Origin of the sequence: Enterobacter sichuanensis (assembly GCF_009036245.1) — a bacterium.
Classification (GTDB): Bacteria; Pseudomonadota; Gammaproteobacteria; order Enterobacterales; family Enterobacteriaceae; genus Enterobacter; species Enterobacter sichuanensis.
The window spans coordinates 367,968-389,234 of sequence record NZ_CP027986.1 but is presented as its reverse complement, the minus strand read 5'-3'; the positions used below and the strand labels follow the sequence as shown (position 1 = coordinate 389,234).

The 21,267-nt window shown below is 56.8% G+C and carries 20 protein-coding genes, 1 tRNA gene and 1 rRNA gene; 17 read left to right on the top strand and 5 right to left on the bottom strand.

Annotated elements, in window-relative coordinates:
- Positions 1-74: 74 nt before the first annotated feature.
- Positions 75-150: transfer RNA gene (locus C1N69_RS01825), tRNA-Glu, on the bottom strand.
- Between the two features lie 85 nt (positions 151-235).
- Positions 236-1,774 (bottom strand): 16S ribosomal RNA (locus C1N69_RS01820).
- Positions 1,775-2,273: 499 nt separating this feature from the next.
- Here C1N69_RS01820 and C1N69_RS01815 point away from each other — a divergent pair.
- Positions 2,274-3,227 (top strand): nickel/cobalt transporter, encoded by a 954-nt coding sequence (locus C1N69_RS01815; protein WP_155030573.1) that lies wholly within the window; start codon positions 2,274-2,276, stop codon positions 3,225-3,227.
- Positions 3,228-3,260: 33 nt separating this feature from the next.
- Here C1N69_RS01815 and proP read toward each other — a convergent pair whose 3' ends face one another.
- Positions 3,261-4,763, bottom strand: a complete 1,503-nt coding sequence (proP, locus tag C1N69_RS01810) for a glycine betaine/L-proline transporter ProP (RefSeq protein WP_045285521.1) — start codon at positions 4,761-4,763, stop codon at positions 3,261-3,263.
- Between the two features lie 649 nt (positions 4,764-5,412).
- Here proP and kdgT point away from each other — a divergent pair.
- Positions 5,413-6,405, top strand: coding sequence for a 2-keto-3-deoxygluconate transporter (gene kdgT / locus C1N69_RS01805; RefSeq protein WP_047957577.1), 993 nt, complete (start codon positions 5,413-5,415; stop codon positions 6,403-6,405).
- Positions 6,406-6,469: 64 nt separating this feature from the next.
- Here the strand turns inward: kdgT and C1N69_RS01800 are convergent, their stop codons facing one another.
- Positions 6,470-7,345, bottom strand: coding sequence for a diguanylate cyclase regulator RdcB family protein (locus C1N69_RS01800; RefSeq protein ID WP_094919666.1), 876 nt, complete (start codon positions 7,343-7,345; stop codon positions 6,470-6,472).
- Entirely contained in the window at positions 7,342-9,696 is a 2,355-nt protein-coding gene (gene crfC / locus C1N69_RS01795) for a clamp-binding protein CrfC (protein ID WP_155030572.1), read from the bottom strand. Before crfC ends, C1N69_RS01800 begins: the two co-directional genes overlap by 4 nt.
- 595 nt (positions 9,697-10,291) lie before the next feature.
- Between crfC and C1N69_RS01790 the strand changes: the two genes are divergently transcribed.
- From C1N69_RS01790 to phnO, 15 genes are all read left to right on the top strand, one after another.
- A complete protein-coding gene (locus tag C1N69_RS01790; RefSeq protein ID WP_047957574.1) occupies positions 10,292-10,627 on the top strand; it encodes a zinc ribbon domain-containing protein YjdM in 336 nt (111 codons plus the stop codon).
- 122 nt (positions 10,628-10,749) lie between these two features.
- Positions 10,750-11,193: a VOC family metalloprotein YjdN gene (gene yjdN, locus C1N69_RS01785; RefSeq protein ID WP_047957573.1), complete on the top strand. Its 444-nt coding sequence runs from the start codon at positions 10,750-10,752 to the stop codon at positions 11,191-11,193.
- A gap of 173 nt (positions 11,194-11,366) precedes the next feature.
- Complete coding sequence (phnC, locus tag C1N69_RS01780) at positions 11,367-12,155, top strand: phosphonate ABC transporter ATP-binding protein (RefSeq protein ID WP_155030571.1); 789 nt, start codon at positions 11,367-11,369, stop codon at positions 12,153-12,155.
- Positions 12,156-12,179: 24 nt separating this feature from the next.
- Positions 12,180-13,196: a phosphonate ABC transporter substrate-binding protein gene (gene phnD, locus C1N69_RS01775; RefSeq protein WP_155030570.1), complete on the top strand. Its 1,017-nt coding sequence runs from the start codon at positions 12,180-12,182 to the stop codon at positions 13,194-13,196.
- Positions 13,197-13,246: 50 nt separating this feature from the next.
- A complete protein-coding gene (phnE, locus tag C1N69_RS01770) occupies positions 13,247-14,026 on the top strand; it encodes a phosphonate ABC transporter, permease protein PhnE (protein ID WP_008500063.1) in 780 nt (259 codons plus the stop codon).
- A 20-nt stretch (positions 14,027-14,046) separates the two neighbouring features.
- Positions 14,047-14,772, top strand: a complete 726-nt coding sequence (phnF, locus tag C1N69_RS01765; RefSeq protein ID WP_155030569.1) for a phosphonate metabolism transcriptional regulator PhnF — start codon at positions 14,047-14,049, stop codon at positions 14,770-14,772.
- Entirely contained in the window at positions 14,773-15,225 is a 453-nt protein-coding gene (gene phnG / locus C1N69_RS01760; RefSeq protein ID WP_025757894.1) for a phosphonate C-P lyase system protein PhnG, read from the top strand.
- A complete protein-coding gene (gene phnH, locus C1N69_RS01755) occupies positions 15,222-15,806 on the top strand; it encodes a phosphonate C-P lyase system protein PhnH (RefSeq protein ID WP_025757892.1) in 585 nt (194 codons plus the stop codon). Before phnG ends, phnH begins: the two co-directional genes overlap by 4 nt.
- Positions 15,806-16,870: a carbon-phosphorus lyase complex subunit gene (locus C1N69_RS01750; RefSeq protein ID WP_025757891.1), complete on the top strand. Its 1,065-nt coding sequence runs from the start codon at positions 15,806-15,808 to the stop codon at positions 16,868-16,870. Before phnH ends, C1N69_RS01750 begins: the two co-directional genes overlap by 1 nt.
- Positions 16,863-17,708 (top strand): alpha-D-ribose 1-methylphosphonate 5-phosphate C-P-lyase PhnJ, encoded by an 846-nt coding sequence (gene phnJ, locus C1N69_RS01745; protein WP_045285529.1) that lies wholly within the window; start codon positions 16,863-16,865, stop codon positions 17,706-17,708. Before C1N69_RS01750 ends, phnJ begins: the two co-directional genes overlap by 8 nt.
- Positions 17,705-18,460, top strand: a complete 756-nt coding sequence (gene phnK, locus C1N69_RS01740; RefSeq protein ID WP_059386374.1) for a phosphonate C-P lyase system protein PhnK — start codon at positions 17,705-17,707, stop codon at positions 18,458-18,460. The genes phnJ and phnK overlap by 4 nt, the downstream gene beginning before the upstream one ends.
- A gap of 9 nt (positions 18,461-18,469) precedes the next feature.
- Positions 18,470-19,150, top strand: a complete 681-nt coding sequence (phnL, locus tag C1N69_RS01735; RefSeq protein ID WP_059386373.1) for a phosphonate C-P lyase system protein PhnL — start codon at positions 18,470-18,472, stop codon at positions 19,148-19,150.
- Positions 19,147-20,283, top strand: a complete 1,137-nt coding sequence (gene phnM / locus C1N69_RS01730; protein WP_155030568.1) for an alpha-D-ribose 1-methylphosphonate 5-triphosphate diphosphatase — start codon at positions 19,147-19,149, stop codon at positions 20,281-20,283. Before phnL ends, phnM begins: the two co-directional genes overlap by 4 nt.
- On the top strand, positions 20,280-20,831 hold the full coding sequence (phnN, locus tag C1N69_RS01725; RefSeq protein WP_155030567.1) for a ribose 1,5-bisphosphokinase: 552 nt from the start codon (positions 20,280-20,282) through the stop codon (positions 20,829-20,831). Before phnM ends, phnN begins: the two co-directional genes overlap by 4 nt.
- Positions 20,824-21,258: an aminoalkylphosphonate N-acetyltransferase gene (gene phnO, locus C1N69_RS01720; protein ID WP_155030566.1), complete on the top strand. Its 435-nt coding sequence runs from the start codon at positions 20,824-20,826 to the stop codon at positions 21,256-21,258. The genes phnN and phnO overlap by 8 nt, the downstream gene beginning before the upstream one ends.
- Positions 21,259-21,267: the final 9 nt, after the last annotated feature.

Genomic DNA, 21,267 nt, shown 5'->3' with positions numbered 1-21,267 from the left:
AAATATCTCAAACATGACTCGTAAGTCAGTTTTGAGATATGACGGCAGGTGACTTTCACTCACGAACCAGCAAGTGGCGTCCCCTAGGGGATTCGAACCCCTGTTACCGCCGTGAAAGGGCGGTGTCCTGGGCCTCTAGACGAAGGGGACGTGTCAGTCTCAATCGCAAGACGCCTTGCTTTTTACTTTTCATCAGACAATCTGTGTGAGCACTACAAAGGCAGGTTCTTTAAGGTAAGGAGGTGATCCAACCGCAGGTTCCCCTACGGTTACCTTGTTACGACTTCACCCCAGTCATGAATCACAAAGTGGTAAGCGCCCTCCCGAAGGTTAAGCTACCTACTTCTTTTGCAACCCACTCCCATGGTGTGACGGGCGGTGTGTACAAGGCCCGGGAACGTATTCACCGTAGCATTCTGATCTACGATTACTAGCGATTCCGACTTCATGGAGTCGAGTTGCAGACTCCAATCCGGACTACGACGCACTTTATGAGGTCCGCTTGCTCTCGCGAGGTCGCTTCTCTTTGTATGCGCCATTGTAGCACGTGTGTAGCCCTACTCGTAAGGGCCATGATGACTTGACGTCATCCCCACCTTCCTCCAGTTTATCACTGGCAGTCTCCTTTGAGTTCCCGGCCTAACCGCTGGCAACAAAGGATAAGGGTTGCGCTCGTTGCGGGACTTAACCCAACATTTCACAACACGAGCTGACGACAGCCATGCAGCACCTGTCTCAGAGTTCCCGAAGGCACCAATCCATCTCTGGAAAGTTCTCTGGATGTCAAGAGTAGGTAAGGTTCTTCGCGTTGCATCGAATTAAACCACATGCTCCACCGCTTGTGCGGGCCCCCGTCAATTCATTTGAGTTTTAACCTTGCGGCCGTACTCCCCAGGCGGTCGACTTAACGCGTTAGCTCCGGAAGCCACGCCTCAAGGGCACAACCTCCAAGTCGACATCGTTTACGGCGTGGACTACCAGGGTATCTAATCCTGTTTGCTCCCACGCTTTCGCACCTGAGCGTCAGTCTTTGTCCAGGGGGCCGCCTTCGCCACCGGTATTCCTCCAGATCTCTACGCATTTCACCGCTACACCTGGAATTCTACCCCCCTCTACAAGACTCTAGCCTGCCAGTTTCGAATGCAGTTCCCAGGTTGAGCCCGGGGATTTCACATCCGACTTGACAGACCGCCTGCGTGCGCTTTACGCCCAGTAATTCCGATTAACGCTTGCACCCTCCGTATTACCGCGGCTGCTGGCACGGAGTTAGCCGGTGCTTCTTCTGCGGGTAACGTCAATCGCTGTGGTTATTAACCACAACGCCTTCCTCCCCGCTGAAAGTACTTTACAACCCGAAGGCCTTCTTCATACACGCGGCATGGCTGCATCAGGCTTGCGCCCATTGTGCAATATTCCCCACTGCTGCCTCCCGTAGGAGTCTGGACCGTGTCTCAGTTCCAGTGTGGCTGGTCATCCTCTCAGACCAGCTAGGGATCGTCGCCTAGGTGAGCCGTTACCCCACCTACTAGCTAATCCCATCTGGGCACATCTGATGGCAAGAGGCCCGAAGGTCCCCCTCTTTGGTCTTGCGACGTTATGCGGTATTAGCTACCGTTTCCAGTAGTTATCCCCCTCCATCAGGCAGTTTCCCAGACATTACTCACCCGTCCGCCACTCGTCACCCGAGAGCAAGCTCTCTGTGCTACCGTTCGACTTGCATGTGTTAGGCCTGCCGCCAGCGTTCAATCTGAGCCATGATCAAACTCTTCAATTTAAAAGTTTGATGCTCATTGAATTAAACTTCGTAATGAATTACGTGTTCACTCGTTGAGACTTGGTATTCATTTTTCGTCCGAGGACGTTAAGAATCCATGTCACTTTGAGTGCCCACACAGATTGTCTGATAAATTATTAAAGAACAGTTGCAACGCGGCTTTCGCTCACCGTTGCGAGGTGGCGTATATTACGCTTTCCTCTTTCAGAGTCAACCCGTTATTTCAGGATTTTTTCTCTTCAACCGACCGGGCTGTTTGTGAAGTGATTCACATCCGCCGTGTCGATGGAGGCGCATTATAGGGAGTTACCGAGCGACCGCAACCGAAAAGTTGCAAAAAAATGACTGACTGCTGCATTCCCCAGCAAAACCCCGCCTTATACCCTTTTATGCACAAAGTTATCCACAATCATGAACGGATCCCGATGCGATCCCACGAATTAACAGGAAGATCAACTATACTAGCGGCAAATATTCTCCTCTGTGCAGGCTCATCCTCATGACCACACAACGCCTCGCCCGTGACTGGCGTCTCCCTACAGCGGGGTTGATGCTGCTGGCGATCCTCTTTACCGGATTTACCCTGCATAGCCACTGGAACGCCTTTATCCAGTGGTGTCTTGCCACGCAAATTACGCTGCACCGTTATCTGGTGATGTATCTGCTGCAGCTTAATAACCACCAGTACAGCGGCGGATTATGGTTACTAACGGGAGCTTTTCTTTATGGCGTTCTGCACGCCATTGGTCCCGGACACGGAAAGTTCATCGTGACGACCTACCTGACGACAAATAAAGAAAGCGAGCTGGCCGCCAGGGTCGTCCCCTTCGTGGGTAGCCTGATGCAAGGCGTCAGCGCCATACTGTTTGTCTTTATTCTGGCTGTCGGGTTTAACCTTGCGTCCGGGGATATCAGTACCAGCCGCTGGTATGTTGAGAAGATAAGCGCTGTGCTTATTGGCGCATTTGGGGCCTTCGTCATTTACCAGGCGCTGAAGAGCCTGCGCCCACGCAGGATGACGGTGTCCGCCATTAAGCCTCTTCATCAGCATGATGAACACTGTGGCTGCGGCCATCACGGTGTAGGCGCAGACCTGACGCAGGGCGACTGGAAAACCCGTCTGGGGGTGATCCTGGCGATCGGCGCGCGTCCGTGTAGCGGGGCAATCATGATCCTGATGTTCTCGAACGCGCTGGGCATAGTCACCTGGGGAATGGCCGCGGTCATGACCATGTCGCTGGGCACAGCGCTGTCGATTATGGGGCTTTCACTGGCTGTACGTTACGCCCGTGAACGCACGGTGACCTGGTTCGGAGAAAGCACGTCATTAAGATGGCTGGTGCCGGCAGTCAAAATAGCCGGAGGGATAGCCCTGATCCTGTTCGCGACGGTGCTGTTCCTGACGGTGATCCCCATCAGCGCCAATGGCGACTACATCGCCGCAGGATGCTAATAAAAGAAAAACCCGCCAGCGGCGGGTTTTTTATTACTCGTTGATGCGTGGATGCTGGTCCACCAGTCGGGAGCGTTTCTTCTGCAGTTCTTCAATCTCTGCGTCAATATCCTCGATCTTCTGCTCTACGCTATCGTAGTGCTCACGGAGGATCTCTTTCGCTTCCTGAATATCCGATGCCGCAGGCGTTGCGCCTTTCAGAGGTCGATTCGCGGTCTCCTTCATGGTAAGACCCGTAATCAAACCAATCACCGCAATCACCATCAGGTAATAAGCTGGCATCATCAGGTTCTGCGTGCTCTCCACCAGCGAAGCGGCAAGCGTCGGGGTCAGACCGGCAATCAGCACCGAGATATTAAAGGCCGCAGCCAGCGCACTGTAGCGAATGTGCGTTGGGAACATCGCAGGCAACGTTGAGGCCATCACCCCGATAAAGCAGTTAAGGATCACCGCCAGCATCAGCAAACCGGCAAAAATCAGCCCCAGCACATTACTGTTGATCAGAATAAACGCCGGGATGGCGAGAGCAAACAGCGCAACGCTTCCCAGAATAATGAACGGTCGACGACCAAAGCGGTCACTCAACAGGCCCATAATCGGCTGCACAAACAGCATACCCACCATGATGGCGATAATGATCAGCACACCGTGATCTTCCGAGTAGTGCAGGTTATGCGACAGATAGCTCGGCATGTAGGTCAGCAGCATGTAATAGGTCACGTTGGTGGAGATCACCAGACCGATACAGACCAGCAGGCTCCGCCAGTGCTTAGTGGCGATCTCTTTGAACGACACCTTCGGACCGTCCTGCAGCCCTTCGCGATCGCCTTGCTCAAGCTTATCAACGTGCTGCTGGAACGCAGGCGTCTCTTCAAGCGCATGACGCAGATACAGGCCTATGATCCCCAGCGGCAGCGCCAGGAAGAATGGAATACGCCAGCCCCAGTCGAGGAAGTTCTCTTCCCCCACCACGGTTGAAATCAGTACCACCACGCCCGCGCCCAGAACAAATCCGGCAATCGAGCCGAAGTCCAGCCAGCTTCCCATAAACCCGCGCTTACGGTCCGGGGAGTATTCAGCAACAAAGATCGATGCCCCGGTATATTCCCCCCCTACCGAGAAGCCCTGCGCCATCTTACAAATCAGCAGCAGAATCGGTGCCCAGATGCCGATGGAGGCATAAGACGGGATAAGGCCGATACAGAATGTACTGATCGACATAATGACGATGGTGATGGCCAGGATCTTCTGGCGACCATATTTATCGCCGAGCATACCGAAAAACAGACCGCCCAGCGGACGGATCAGGAAGGGAACGGAGAACGTACCCAGGGCGGCAATCATCTGCAGGCTGGGGTCGGCACCGGGGAAAAATACTTTACCTAACGCGTAGGCCACAAAGCCGTAGACACCAAAATCGAACCATTCCATCGCATTACCGAGCGAGGCTGCGGTAATGGCTTTACGCAGTTTTGCGTCATCAATAATGGTGACGTCGCGAAGCGTAATGGGTTTAATCTTTTTCCTTCTCAGCATAGCTATCCTCGTTGACTCGGCCCTGTCTGTTTCACAGTCCAGTTTGCGTTCTGTGAACCATGGGATCCGCTCCATGCGAATCGCCTTATTCAAGCGTAGCAGGTTTACTTACATTGACGTTTTACGTCGATACAACCGAACCTGTTGACGCCTGTCTGGGCAGTTAATGACCTTTTTACCCTACCAGCGTTTATATTTGTGATCAACTTCACACATATTTCTGTGCTCGGTCAACCCACGCTAATTTTTGTCAAGGAGCGCAAATAGGCACTTTCTCAGTCCGCCTGAAAAGCAGCCTCACACACGTTATTAATCCTTTCTCATCAAAAAAACGAACCCCATTAATTCATACCCAACTCACATAATTTTCCATCGTCAGGAATCTGCCCTTAGCTTTGCATTGAATATGTGACAAAGATAACTAAAACGATGTTTTATTTTCATTGAATCGATATTCCAATGATCGCATGATAAATCCGAACATAACGTTTTATCTCTTTTCGGCTGAGGTTACGCGAGCGTACTCAGTTCATTTTGTTGCCGGGCCATTAAAAACACGATCGCGGACACAAACGGCAACAGATTGAATTTAATGACTAATTTTTAACAGCTATCACCCGCCATGCGGGATCAGATGTGAGGTTTGTCTATGAAGATTAAAGCCACGATAGAACGCATACCTGGCGGTATGATGCTGGTTCCGCTGGTACTGGGAGCCATCCTGAATACCCTGGCTCCTGATACCGGGGCTTATTTCGGTGGTTTTACAAAAGGAATGATTACGGGTACGGTTCCCATTCTTGCCGTCTGGTTTTTTTGTATTGGCGCATCCATTAATTTGCGGGCGACGGGTACGGTATTACGGAAATCCGGTACGCTGGTGATAACCAAAATAGCGGTTGCCTGGAGTGTGGCAATGATATGCGCGATGTTCATTCCGGAGAATGGAATTCAGAACGGATTCTTTGCCGGTTTATCGGTGCTGGCGATTGTCTCCGCGATGGATATGACCAACGGCGGGTTGTACGCCAGCCTGATGAACCAGTACGGGACGAAAGAAGAGTCCGGTGCCTTTGTCCTGATGTCTCTGGAGTCCGGCCCGCTGGTGACGATGCTTATACTGGGCTCTGCAGGCCTGGCCTCTTTTGAACCCCACCATTTTGTCGGCGCGATCCTGCCTTTCCTGGTCGGTTTCGCGCTGGGCAATCTGGACCACGATCTGCGTGATTTCTTCAGCAAAGCCACGCCGGTGCTGATCCCGTTCTTCGGCTTCGCGCTGGGAAATACCATCAACCTGAAGGTCATTCTCGATACCGGACTGCTGGGTATTGTGCTGGGTGTTGCCGTGATCGTCATCACCGGTATTCCGCTGGTGATTGCTGACCGCGTTATCGGGGGAGGAAACGGTACGGCGGGCGTCGCCGCCTCTTCAGCCGCAGGCGCAGCCGTCGCCAATCCGGTGATTATTGCCCAGATTAACCCAGCTTTCGAACCGGTGGCCGCTTCCGCGACAGCACTGGTTGCCGCCAGCGTGATTGTCACTGCGATTCTGGTGCCCATCATCACCGCGCTGTATGCGAAACGCTACGCAAGTGTCCCGGAACAGGACATCGAACGAAAAGCGGTAGAACTCCGCCATTAACACACCGCACCAGGCCATCCCCTCTCCCCGGAGGGGAGAGGGTCAGGGTGAGGGGGTGAAGAATTCACCCAAAAATCTCGTCCACCATCCCGTCCACCAGCCGTTTTGCTGAACAGAGCCTCGGCATCCCCAGCGCGACGGTCTGCCAGTTCTGCGTCACTGACCAGCTCACCGGATGTTTATCCGCCTGACACCAGTCCCCCAGCCAGCCCAGCATGTCTTTATGATCGATTAAGCCCGGAGACGCCGGTGTTGTCAGCCACTGGTGATAGAAATGGCGGGTCGTGGGAGAGGCATTAATCCCCTGTGCCAGATAGTTTGCCGCCATACTGCGCAGGTTATCCTTGAGCATGGCCGCCACATCTTCGTTAGCGAGGCGGCAGGCGTCGCCAAATGGCCCCCAGCAAAGCTCTTCCAGGACGATAAAACAGCGACCAGCCAGCGACCAGCCATCATAGTGCCCGGCCCGCCAGCGGGTAAAAATCTGCTCGCTGTGCTCACCCGCCTGCACCGTTAGCCCGCGCTGGGTCAGGGCCTTTTCTTTATAAGCTGCCCGTTGGGTAAAATGAGTAGAAAGTTCGGCGTACTGCTGCATCAGCCCCGGTGCCTGCTGGGCACGCGGATGAGCCTGCTGGCGCAGCGCCATCAGCTTCTCCGCCATCAGCGTCAGGGCGAGATGGCCCGGGTCCAGCATGCCGGCCAGTTTTTCCGCCAGGCCGAGACGCAGCGCCGCATTTTCATTGAGCATCCCCGCCATCGCCCACGGGCGTAGCCGGGTACGGGTCATAATTTCCTGCGTCAACCGCTCACGAAACTGCAGCTGTTGTGGTCCAGGGTGGGGATGACGCGCTGCGTCTACCCCCTGCACCAGATCGACCATAAATTTTGGATGAATACACTCCAGCGTTCGCCCGGGGCCATCCAGTAGTGGTGTTGTCATGGTTGCTCTGCCGCGAATAGAGTTTGAATATCATCGCGTAACAGTCGGGTATCTTCCTGAATCCACGTCGCAGTAGTGATACTTTGCTTCAACAACTGGCAGAGCGCTCGGGTTGAATGCTCATTTTGTTGGCGCACTGCGAGGCTATCACGCAAGCTTTCCTGTAACCCGGTCAGGCACAACGAAAATTCTGCAAAGAACGTTGCCATTCCTGCCGTAACAGAGACATCGACCTGCGCGGACAAAGCTTTACGTATTTGTTCACAAAACTGCTCAATATGTTGCTTAACTTTTTCATGTAGCTGCGCAATGTCGATCACATAGCGCGTGCGCGTTTCCACATAATCATCCCAGCCCCAGCCCGGATTATTGAGCCAGCGAGAGACCGTTTCACGCATACCGCCCCCGCCGGATGGCTGACCTGCCTGGCTGTCATCCTGCGCAATGGCATCGTTAAACAGTGCCTGCGTATTAAAGTTGAGCTGGCTCGCCTGAAACGCCGGGAAACTGATCCGCGCCCGAAAACCCGCATGGCTCAGGTGCTCTTTGATACGCGTTTCAATGGGACGCATCGCTTCATTCAGGGACCTCGCCAGCGTCGACTCCAGCTGATCGAAGCGTAACGCCAGTTCCCGGCCGATCTTTCTCTGCGCATCCAGCATGATAAGCTCGCAGGAAGAGCGGATTTTACTCAGCGCGATCTGCGCCTGCCCCTCGTCGTCCAGCACCAGCTGCTTCAGCTCGTGCGGCTCGTCAATACGGTGATTCAACCCGTCGATACCGGCTAACTCAAGAATATGGCGCGCGCTGAATAGATCACCCATCGCCTGATGCAGCGCCGTTTTTTGTGACACCATAAAGTCCGCGGTAGCGTTTAGCGCCTGCTCAACCTCATGTTTCACCTCATCGCTCACCACGCGCTGACGGGTCTGCAGAAGCGCCATGTCCTCCTCCAGACGTGCGATATTGAGTTCCAGCGCCTCAAAGGCTACCGTCAGCCCCTGATAGCGGAAGTCGAGATACTCCCGGGCATTTTGGGCGTAGTTGAGCAACTTATGCGAGGCCGAACGCAGAGCGAATAGCGAGGCATTAGCATAGGCGGCGTAAATCAGCTTGCGGATCGGTTGTTCAAAGAGCGAATCTTCCCAGAGCAAATCGGCAGAATGACGAACATGATCAATATCGTCCAGGTCCGCCGTGCGCCAGCGACGTCCCAGCGCCGCTTCGGCAAAATCCTGCACCCACGGTTGCTCCTGATGATCCGGCAGTTGCCCGTGCGTATTCATCTCGTAGCGAGCGCGGTTCGCCAGATACGCCCACATGGACGAAACGGGGTAGATCTGGCCGGGCGAAATATTGCCTTTCATTAAGGTACCGGAGATCATCGCCCGGACCTGTTCTTCATCGTCGCTGTTACGATCTTTCTGATCGAATTTATTGACCAGCGCATACAGCGGCACGGATTTACCCGCCGCGGAAATCGCCTGACGGACCTCTTCATCTGATATGGATTTAAGCTGGGTATAATCCATCACCGCCAGCACCGCCGACGCGCGGGACAACTGTTCGCTGAGCATTTTTTGCAGATGCGGTTGTCCGGCCTCATTAGGCCCGGGCGTGTCGAGCAGCGTCAGTTGCCCGAGATGTGCATCCAGCCCCGCGAGATGCACGAACTCCACTTCAATCACCGGGATATGTTCGATAGCCGCATATTCAGAGAACGGAAATTCGACCCCTAACGCCTGGGAGAGCCTCACCAGATCGTTAAGGCTTTTCAGGCAATGGAAGATCGGCTGTGCCCCCAGGTGATGCTTCTCAAAGGCTTCCCCTTTTTCAATACGCGCCAGCAGCGTATTCATGTCTTTATCAATTTCCAGACGCTGGGCCAGCTTCGCGCGATCGTAATCGCAAAGCTTTTTCTGCAGCAGTTGGATCAGTTCATCGATAGGCGAGGCGTGTGAGAAATGCAGCACCGGCTCCTTCTGACCCGGCGTATGGCGAATCAACGTCGGAAGCGCCGTCATGGGACGATTGCGGTTAGGCAACACTTCGGTACCCACAATCGCATTAATGGTGGTCGATTTGCCCGCTTTCATGGTGCCGACAATCGCCAGGACCATTTCCAGCCGGGTTATTTTTCGTAATTCATTATTCAGCATCGCCTGCTGCGCATCGACACCGCGCGCACTAAAATGCAAAGGTAAAACGTTGTTCTTTTCACCCGTGATGGCAGCCGTTGTGCTTTCCAGCATCGCAGTCGGCATTGATTTCAACGTATCAAGATTTTGCAGAGCAAGCTGTAACAAACGCTCAGCTTCCTGGCTTAATTCAAAAATGGTCTGTGTGTGCATGATAAAAGCCTTTCCTTAACGCAAATTTATTACTTTTATTAAGCCACTGGTTTTAATTATGTTGTTCAGGCTTATATGATTACGTGTGGAAAACATGTTCGCCGAAATATAACTGATTGAAGATAATCAGGAATAATTCACTATCCTTGCATGGCGTGTAGAACTCTTCTCCAGGCCTGATAGCCAAAAGAAAAAAGCGTAGCCCATTTTTAAGAAACTTCAGGATATATCACCATTATTTACCCACCTAAAAAGAGAGGTAATGTTCTACAGCCATAAGATATGTATGGCAGCAAATTCCGGAGATAAATAACAATGTGTTGCTTCACCTTATCCGAAATGGAGGTGCGTAGCAATTTGCTGCAATAAAATATTCGATATATTTCGCGCCATTTCTTCCCAACGTGTTAATGACGTCAGCATCGCTTAACTGACTGACATAAAGTGTCACTCCCGACACGCTTGTGGCATTTTTTTAATTCACAATATCACCGACAACCGTGTGGATTTGCGTTATACTTGCCGCCTTTTTCGGCACGCTGCCGTCATTTTGCTGGCACTTTCCAGCGCGTTTACACTTTCTGAGGATACCGATATGCAACTCCCACACTGCCCGAAATGCAATTCTGAATACACCTATGAAGATAATGGCATGTACATCTGCCCGGAATGCGCGCACGAATGGAATGATGCCGAGCCAGCACAGGACGCCGATGCGCTTGTTGTAAAAGATGCGAACGGCAATCTGCTGGCGGACGGCGACAGTGTGACCGTCATTAAAGATCTGAAGGTTAAAGGCAGCTCCTCCATGCTGAAGATCGGCACCAAAGTGAAGAATATCCGTCTGGTTGAAGGCGATCATAATATCGACTGTAAAATTGACGGTTTTGGCCCGATGAAACTGAAATCGGAGTTTGTGAAAAAGAACTGATTTTCACCTCCAGGCCCGGTAAGCGCAGCGCCACCGGGCGCTTTTGCCGGATGCGCTACGCTTATCCGGCCTACAAAAAAAGAACTAAACTTAATGGGCTTTTCTTACGTGAGGTAAAGATTATGCCGTTAAGTCCCTACATCTCTTTCGCCGGCAACTGTGCAGAGGCCACTGCCTTTTATCAGCAAGCCGTCGGCGCGGAGCTCCTCTACAAGATCACTTTCGGCGAAATGCCAAAAAGCGATAACAGCGAAGAAGGTTGCCCGTCCGGTATGCAATTTCCGGATTCGGCTATCGCCCACTCCAACGTCCGCATTGCGGGCAGCGATATCATGATGAGCGACGGGATGCCGCCCGGCAGCAACGCGCAGTATGCCGGTTTTACGCTGGTTCTCGACACCCAGGACGTCAATGAAGGCAAACGCTGGTTCGACAACCTTGCCGCAGGCGGCAATGTCGATATGCCCTGGCAGGAAACCTTCTGGGCTCACGGTTTCGGTAAAGTCACCGACAAATACGGCGTGCCGTGGATGATTAATGTCGTGAAGCAACACCAAACGTCGTAGGCCGGATAAGCGCAGCGCAGCCGGCAACAGCGTCCGGTGGCGCTGCGCTGACCGGGCCTACAGTGACTGTCATCGCTTTCACTTCAACTCTTCAAACTCCCGCAACCTGCACTTAACCCAAATGTCACATTGATGCGCCAGCATGAGGCCACATTTATCGTGAGGCCCAGCACATGCAAACCGTCATCCGCGTCGAGAAACTGAGCAAGACCTTCAATCACAACAAGGCTCTGCACGCCGTTGATCTCACCGTCCGGCAGGGCGAGATGGTGGCGCTGCTGGGGCCATCCGGTTCAGGTAAATCCACCCTTCTGCGCCATTTAAGCGGGCTTATTACCGGCGATAACACGCCGGAAAGCCACGTCGAGCTGCTGGGTAATACCGTACAGCGCGCCGGTCGTCTGGCGAGCGATATCCGCAAGAGCCGCGCCCGGACCGGCTACATCTTCCAGCAGTTCAACCTGGTAAACCGCCTGACGGTGCTGGAGAACGTGCTGATTGGTGCACTCGGCAGCACCCCGTTCTGGCGCACCTGTCTGCGCTGGTTCTCTCCGTCCCAGAAGCAGGAAGCCTTACAGGCGCTGACCCGCGTCGGCATGGCGCATTTCGCCCACCAGCGCGTCTCCACCCTGTCCGGTGGACAACAGCAGCGCGTCGCCATCGCCCGCGCCCTGATGCAGAAAGCGCACATCATTCTCGCTGACGAACCCATCGCCTCGCTGGACCCGGAGTCCGCCCGCATCGTGATGGAGACCCTGTACGACATTAACCAGAACGACGGCATCACCGTGGTGGTCACGCTGCATCAGGTGGATTACGCCCTGCGCTACTGCCAACGCATCGTCGGCCTGCGTCAGGGACACGTGTTCTTTGATGGCGCGAGCCATCAGTTTGATAACGACCGTTTTGACCATCTCTACCGCAGCATGAACCGCGTCGAAGAGAACGCGCAGGCTGCTTAATTAAACCCGATCCGAGGAAAGTACATGAGCTACAAAGCCGTTGCCGCGCTGGCCTTTACCAGCATGTTCAGCATCAGCACCCTGTTAAGCCCAGCGTATGCACAGGAGCAGGAAAAAGAGCTGAACTTCGGCATTATTTCGACGGAATCACAGCAGAACCTGAAACCTCAGTGGGAACCGTTCCTGAAAGATATGGAAACCAAACTGGGGATCAAAGTGAACGCCTTCTTCGCCCCGGACTACGCGGGCATCATCCAGGGGATGCGCTTTAACAAAGTGGACATCGCCTGGTACGGCAACCTCTCCGCCATGGAAGCGGTGGATCGCGCCAACGGTCAGGTCTTTGCCCAGACCGTCGCGGCAGATGGCTCCCCGGGCTACTGGAGCGTGCTGATCGTGAACAAAGACAGCCCAATCAACAACCTTAACGACATGCTTGCCAAACGCAAAGAGCTGACCTTTGGCAATGGCGATCCCAACTCCACCTCAGGCTACCTTGTCCCTGGCTACTACGTCTTCGCCAAAAACAACGCCTCCGCCAGCGACTTCAAACGCACGGTAAACGCCAGCCATGAAACCAACGCCCTGGCCGTGGCCAACAAGCAGGTGGATGTCGCGACCAACAACACCGAGAACCTCGACAAACTGAAGACCTCAGCACCGGACAAGCTGAAAGAGATCAAGGTTATCTGGAAATCACCGCTCATCCCCGGTGACCCGATTGTCTGGCGTAAAAACCTGTCTGAAAGCACCAAGAACAAGGTGTACGACTTCTTTATGACCTACGGCAAAACGCCGGAAGAGAAAGCGGTTCTGACGCGTCTGGGCTGGGCTCCGTTCCGCCCGTCCAGCGACCTGCAGCTGGTCCCGATTCGCCAGCTGGCGCTGTTTAAAGAGATGCAGGGCGTGAAGGATAACAAGGGGCTGAAGGACGAGGAGAAGACCAGCAAAGTGGCTGCGATTCAGGCCCAGCTGGAAGACCTGGACCGCCTGACCGCCGCGCTCGGCGCGATGACCAGCGTGAATAAAGCGGTGCAGTAACACAAGTTCCCTCTCCCACAGGGAGAGGGAGAACAGATTAAGGAGCCAACATGCAAACCATCACCCTCCCGCCGCCGAAGCGCAGCTGGTTCTCGCTGATAAGCTGGGCCATCCTGCTGGCGGTGCTGGTTATCTCCTGGAAGGGCGCGGAAATGGACCCGCTGCTGCTCTTCAAAGACGCGGGCAATATGGCGACCTTCGCCGCCGATTTCTTCCCGCCGGACTTCAGTCAGTGGCAGGACTACCTCAGTGAAATGGCGGTCACCCTGCAAATTGCCGTCTGGGGCACCGCCCTGGCCGTCATTCTTTCCATTCCCTTTGGCCTGATGAGCGCCGAGAACATCGTGCCGTGGTGGGTCTACCAGCCCATGCGTCGCCTGATGGACGCCTGTCGCGCCATCAACGAGATGGTCTTCGCGATGCTTTTCGTGGTCGCCGTCGGTCTGGGACCGTTCGCGGGCGTGATGGCGCTGTTCATCCACACCACCGGCGTGCTCTCCAAGCTGCTTTCTGAGGCGGTCGAAGCCATCGAGCCCGGTCCGGTGGAAGGTATCCGCGCGACCGGTGCCAACAAAATCGAAGAGATCCTCTACGGCGTCCTGCCGCAGGTGATGCCGCTGTTGATCTCCTACTCCCTGTACCGGTTTGAGTCCAACGTCCGCTCCGCCACCGTCGTCGGCATGGTCGGCGCAGGCGGGATTGGCGTCACCCTGTGGGAAGCGATTCGCGGTTTCCAGTTCCAGCAAACCTGCGCCCTGATGGTGCTCATCATCGTCACCGTCAGCCTGCTGGATTTCCTCTCTCAACGTTTGCGTAAGCACTTTATCTGAGAAGCGAGGCGTTGTTTTTTATGCACTTATCCAGACATCCGACCAGTTACCCCACCCGCTGGCAAGAGATTGCGGCAAAGCTCGAAGTGGAGCTGCGCACGCATTACCGCTGCGGAGACTACCTGCCTGCGGAACAGCAGCTTGCCGACCGCTATGAAGTGAACCGCCACACTCTGCGCCGCGCCATTGATCAACTGGTTGAGCGCGGCTGGGTCCAGCGCCGTCAGGGCATCGGCGTGCTGGTGCTGATGCGCCCGTTCGACTACCCGCTAAACGCCCAGGCGCGCTTTAGCCAGAATCTGCTGGACCAGGGCAGCCACCCGACCAGTGAAAAACTGCTCTCGGTATTGCGTCCGGCCTCCAGCCACGTGGCGGACGCGCTGGGGATTCAGGAGGGCGATAACGTTATCCACCTGCGCACCTTGCGCCGGGTTAACGGCGTCGCGGTCTGCCAGATAGATCACTACTTCGCGGATCTCTCCCTCTGGCCAGTGCTGCAACATTTCACCAGTGGCTCGCTGCATGACTTTCTGCAGGAAGCGACAGGCATCGCGCTGAAACGCACCCAGACGCGCATCAGCGCCCGTCGGGCGCAGGCGAAAGAGAGCAAGGTGCTGGAGATCCCCAATATGGCCCCGCTGCTCTGCGTGCGCACCCTCAACCATCGCGACGGTGAGATCAACGCAACGGAATACTCCGTCAGCCTGACCCGCGCCGACATGATCGAATTCACCATGGAGCACTGAATGCACTTCGACACTGCCACCCGACAGCGCTGGATGCGCGTACTTGCCCAGAGTCAGCCCACCGCGCTGGCTGCCCGCATGCACGCCCTTAGCCTGGCGCCTGAATACGACATCCTCCGCGCCCCGGAGATCGGCCTCGTTCAGATCCAGGCGCGGATGGGCGGTACCGGCGAGCGCTTCTTCGCCGGGGATGCCACCCTCACCCGCGCCGCAATCCGCCTGAACAGCGGCACACTGGGGTACAGCTACGTGCTGGGGCGCGATAAAGCGCACGCCGAGCGCTGCGCGGTGATCGATGCGCTTTTACAGGAACAACCGCATTTCCAGACCCTGATGGAAACCCTTATTGCCCCGCTGGAGGCTGATCGCGCCGCACGCATTGCCGCGCGTCAGGCCGAAGTCAATACCAGCCGGGTCGACTTCTTTACGCTCGTTCGCGGAGACAACGCATGACGCTTCAACCTGCTTTTACCCTGGCCGTCCAGGATGCCCAACACAGTTTTCGTCGCCTGCTGAAAGCCATGAGCGAGCCGGGTGTGATCGTCTCGCTGCATCAGCTCTCTCAGGGCTGGCTGCCGTTAAACCTGGCGACCACCAGCGTGCTGCTGACGCTTGCCGACAACGACACCCCGGTGTGGCTCTCAGGCGTCCTGTCCAACGACATCGCCAGCCAGAACCTGCGTTTTCACACCAGCGCCCCGCTGGTTGAACAGCCGCGCCAGGCGGTCTTTGCCGTGGCCGACGAGCAAATCAGCCATGAACAGCTCAATGACCTGAGTGAAGGCAGCGCGGTAGCCCCGGAGACCAGCGCCACCCTGATCTTGCAGGTCTCCAGCCTGAGCGGCGGGCGCATGCTGCGCCTGACCGGCGCAGGCATCGCGGAAGAACGCATGGTCGCGCCGCAGCTGCCGGAGTGCATTATTCATGAGCTGACCGAGCGCCCGCACCCGTTCCCGCTGGGTATTGATCTGATTCTGACCTGCGGCGAGCGCCTGCTGGCGATCCCGCGGACCACCCATGTGGAGGTGTGCTGATGTACGTAGCCGTCAAAGGGGGCGAAAAGGCTATCGCCGCCGCCCATGCGCTACAGGCGCACAGACGACGGGGCGATGAACAGCTTCCCGAGCTAAGCGTCGCCCAGATTGAGCAGCAGCTAAACCTCGCCGTTGACCGGGTGATGACCGAAGGCGGCATCGCTGACCGCGAGCTGGCGGCGCTGGCGCTAAAGCAGGCCAGCGGCGACAACGTCGAGGCCATCTTCCTGCTGCGTGCTTACCGCACTACGCTCGCGAAGCTGGCGGTAAGTGAACCCATCAACACGGCGGAGATGCGCCTGGAGCGCCGCATTTCAGCGGTGTACAAAGACATCCCCGGCGGTCAGCGGCTGGGCCCTACCTATGACTACACCCATCGCCTGCTGGATTTTACCCTGCTGGCGAACGGCGACGTGCCGCCGCTCAGCACCTCTGATGCCGAACAAGAACCGTCTCCGCACGTCTTCAGCCTGCTGGCGAAACAAGGCCTGGCGAAGGCGGAGGAAGACTCAGGCGCTCAGCCGGATGACATCACCCGCACGCCGCCGGTTTACCCGTGCTCCAGATCGTCCCGCCTGCAGCAGCTGATGCGCGGCGACGAAGGCTATCTGCTGGCGCTGGCTTACTCCACCCAGCGCGGTTACGGGCGCAACCACCCGTTTGCGGCTGAGATTCGCAGCGGTTATATCGACGTTGAAATCGTGCCGGAAGAGCTGGGTTTTGCGGTGAACGTCGGCGAACTGCTGATGACCGAGTGTGAAATGGTGAACGGTTTTGTCGCGCCTGAAAATGAAGACCCGCATTTTACCCGCGGCTACGGGCTGGTGTTTGGCCTCGGCGAGCGCAAAGCCATGGCAATGGCGCTGGTTGACCGCGCCCTGCAGGCGCCGGACTACGGCGAGCAGATTGCAGGCCCGGCGCAGGACGAAGAGTTTGTGCTGGCCCATGCCGATAACGTTGAGGCCGCTGGCTTCGTCTCGCACCTCAAACTGCCGCACTACGTCGATTTCCAGGCAGAACTGGAACTGCTGAAACGCCTGCAACGGGAGCGCAAACATGGCTAACTTAAGCGGCTACAACTTTGCCTATCTGGATGAGCAAACCAAACGCATGATCCGCCGCGCCATCCTCAAAGCGGTCGCCATTCCGGGCTATCAGGTGCCGTTCGGCGGTCGCGAAATGCCGATGCCTTACGGCTGGGGCACCGGCGGTATCCAGCTTACCGCCAGCGTGATCGGCGAAGCAGACGTGCTGAAAGTGATCGACCAGGGCGCAGACGACACCACCAACGCAGTGTCGATCCGCAACTTCTTTCAGCGGGTAACGGGCGTCGCGACCACCGAAAAAACCGAAGACGCGACGCTGATCCAGACCCGTCACCGCATTCCGGAAACCCCGCTCACGGAAGATCAGATTTTGATTTTCCAGGTACCCATCCCGGAGCCGCTGCGCTTTATCGAGCCGCGCGAAACGGAAACCCGCACCATGCACGCCCTGGAAGAGTACGGCGTGATGCAGGTGAAGCTGTACGAAGATATCGCACGCTTCGGCCATATCGCCACCACCTACGCCTATCCGGTGAAGGTCAACGGGCGCTACGTCATGGACCCATCGCCGATCCCGAAGTTCGACAACCCGAAGATGGACATGATGCCTGCCCTGCAGCTGTTCGGTGCCGGGCGTGAAAAACGCATCTACGCCGTCCCGCCTTACACCCGGGTGGAGAGCCTCGATTTCGACGACCACCCGTTCACGGTGCAGGAGTGGGACGAGCCGTGTGCCATCTGCGGCTCGAAACACAGCTATCTGGATGAAGTGGTGCTCGATGACACAGGCAAACGGATGTTTGTCTGCTCCGACACCGATTACTGCCGCCAACAGAGCGAGGCGAAAAGCCAATGAAACCGCTGCTTTCGGTTAACAACCTGACCCACCTGTATGCGCCGGGTAAAGGCTTCAGCGACGTGTCGTTCGACCTCTGGCCGGGCGAAGTGCTGGGGATTGTCGGTGAATCCGGCTCCGGCAAAACGACGCTGCTGAAATCCATCTCCGCGCGCCTGGCACCGCAACACGGCGACATTTTGTATGAAGGCACGTCGCTGTACGGCATGAGCGAGGCCGAACGCCGCCGCCTGCTACGCACCGAGTGGGGGGTGGTGCATCAGCATCCGATGGACGGCCTGCGCCGTCAGGTCTCGGCAGGGGGCAACATCGGCGAACGGCTGATGGCCACCGGCGCCCGCCACTACGGCAACATTCGGACCACGGCGCAGCGCTGGCTGGAGGACGTTGAAATCCCCGCCTCGCGCATTGATGACCTGCCCGGCACCTTCTCCGGCGGCATGCAGCAGCGTCTGCAGATCGCCCGCAACCTGGTCACCCACCCAAAGCTGGTGTTTATGGACGAGCCCACCGGCGGGCTGGACGTCTCCGTGCAGGCGCGCCTGCTCGATCTGCTGCGTGGTCTGGTGGTAGAGCTGAACCTGGCGGTGGTCATTGTTACCCATGATTTAGGCGTGGCGCGCCTGCTGGCGGACCGTCTGCTGGTGATGAAGCAGGGCCAGGTGGTGGAAAGTGGGTTAACCGACCGCGTGCTCGACGATCCCCACCATCCGTACACCCAGCTGCTGGTGTCGTCCGTGTTGCAGAACTAAGAGGCCAACATGATCCACGTACAAAACGTAAGTAAGACCTTTGTGCTCCACCAGCAAAACGGCGTGCGCCTGCCGGTGCTGCAAAATGCCTCTCTGGAGGTTAATCGCGGCGAATGCGTGGTGCTGCACGGCCATTCCGGCAGCGGAAAATCCACCCTGCTGCGCTCCCTGTATGCCAACTATCTGCCCGACGAAGGCCATATCCATGTTCGCCACAATGATGAATGGATCGACCTGGTGCAGGCCCCCGCGCGGCAGGTGCTGGAGGTGCGCCGCTCGACGATCGGCTGGGTGAGCCAGTTCCTTCGGGTGATCCCGCGGATCTCCGCCCTGGACGTGGTCATGCAGCCGCTGCTGGATCTCGGCGTACCGCGTGAAACCTGTGCTGCCAAAGCGACCAGCCTGCTGACGCGCCTCAATGTGCCCGAGCGCCTGTGGCACCTTGCCCCGTCAACCTTTTCCGGCGGTGAGCAGCAGCGCGTCAACATCGCCCGCGGCTTTATCGTCGACTACCCGATATTGCTTCTGGATGAACCCACCGCCTCGCTCGACGCTAAAAACTGCGCAGCCGTCGTCGAGCTGATCGAGCAGGCTAAATCCCGCGGAGCGGCGATCGTCGGGATCTTCCACGACGAAAGCGTCCGCACCCGCGTTGCCGACAGACTGCACCCGATGGGGACAAACGCATGATTATCAATAACGTCAGGCTGGTGCTGGAAAATGAAGTCGTTGGTGGATCGATTGAGGTGCAGGATGGCGTCATCCGCGCGTTTGCCGAAACCCAGAGCCGCTCACCCGAGGCGATGGACGGTGAAGGCGGCTGGCTGCTGCCGGGGCTGATTGAGCTGCATACCGATAATCTGGACAAATTTTTCACCCCGCGTCCGAAGGTGGACTGGCCCGCGCATTCGGCCATGAGCAGCCACGACGCGCTGATGGTCGCCAGCGGCATTACCACCGTGCTGGACGCGGTGGCGATTGGCGACGTCCGCGACGGTGGCGATCGCCTGGAAAACCTGGAGAAGATGATCAACGCCGTGGAAGAGACACAAAAACGCGGCCTCAACCGCGCCGAGCATCGCCTGCATCTGCGCTGCGAACTGCCACACCACACGACCCTGCCGCTGTTTGAAAAGCTGGTCGGCCGCGAGCCGGTGTCGCTGGTTTCCCTGATGGATCACTCGCCGGGGCAGCGCCAGTTCGCCAATATTGAGAAGTATCGCGAATACTATCAGGGCAAATATTCTCTCAACGACGTGGAGATGGCCCGCTACGAAGAAGAGCAACTGGCGCTTGCGGCGCTCTGGTCACAGCCGAACCGTCTCTCCATTGCGGCAATGTGCCGGGAGCGCAACATCGCGCTGGCCAGCCATGACGACGCCACGCACGATCACGTTCTTGAATCCCACCAACTGGGTAGCGTGATCGCCGAATTTCCCACCACGTTTGAAGCGGCTGAAGCCTCCCGCAAGCACGGCATGAACGTCCTGATGGGCGCGCCAAATATCGTGCGCGGCGGCTCGCATTCCGGCAACGTCGCGGCAAGCAAGCTCGCCACTCTTGGCCTGCTGGATATCCTCTCGTCCGACTATTATCCCGCCAGCCTGCTGGATGCGGCATTCCGGGTAGCAGACGACGAGGGCAACGGCTTTACGCTACCGCAGGCAATTCGCCTGGTGACGAAAAACCCGGCCAGCGCGCTCGGTCTTCAGGATCGCGGCGAGATCGCCGAGGGTAAACGCGCGGATCTGGTGCTGGCCCACCGCAAGGGCGAGCACATCCATATCGACCACGTCTGGCGTCAGGGAAAAAGGGTGTTCTGATGGGAAGACTCATCTGGTTAATGGGGCCGTCCGGCTCCGGTAAGGACAGCCTGCTGTCCGCCCTGCGGCAACGGGAACACCCGCAGCTGCTGGTGGCGCACCGCTACATTACCCGCGCGGCCAACGCCGGAAGTGAAAATCATATCGCCCTGAGCGAACAGGAGTTTTTCACCCGCGCCGGGCAAAATCTGCTGGCGCTGAGCTGGCACGCCAACGGCTACTACTACGGGATCGGCATTGAGATCGACCTGTGGCTGCATGCGGGGTTCGACGTGCTGGTCAACGGTTCGCGTGCTCATCTGGCCCAGGCCCGCGCACGTTATGCCTCGGCGCTGCTGCCGATCTGTCTGCAGGTTTCACCGGAGGTGCTGCGCAGCCGGCTGCAAAGCCGTGGACGCGAAAGCGAAAAAGAGATCGCGCAGCGTCTGGCGCGTGCGGCGCGCTATACCCCATCGGACTGTCATATCCTCAACAATGACGGAAGTTTGCTACAGTCAGTCGATACCTTTTTATCGCTTATCCGTCAGAAGGAGAGACAGCATGCCTGACTGTACGCTTCGCCCCGCCACCGCCGACGATGCGCAAATCGTCTACGCGTTAATCTGCGAACTGAAACAGGCCGAGTTTGATCACCAGGCGTTTCACGCGGGCTATCTTGCCAATCTGCAGGATCACAACATGCGCTACCAGCTTGCCGAGATGAACGGTCAGGTCATCGGCATGATCGGTCTGCACATGCAGTTTCACCTCCATCACGCCCGCTGGATCGGCGAGATCCAGGAGCTGGTCGTCATGCCGCAGGCGCGCGGGCTGAAGGTGGGCAGTCAGCTGCTCGCCTGGGCTGAAGAGGTGGCACGGCAGGCTGGCGCAGAGTTGACCGAACTCTCCACCAGCGTGAAGCGCACCGACGCGCACCGTTTTTATGTTCGTGAAGGGTATACGCAGAGCCATTTTCGATTCACCAAAATGCTGTAGAGGTGCGTT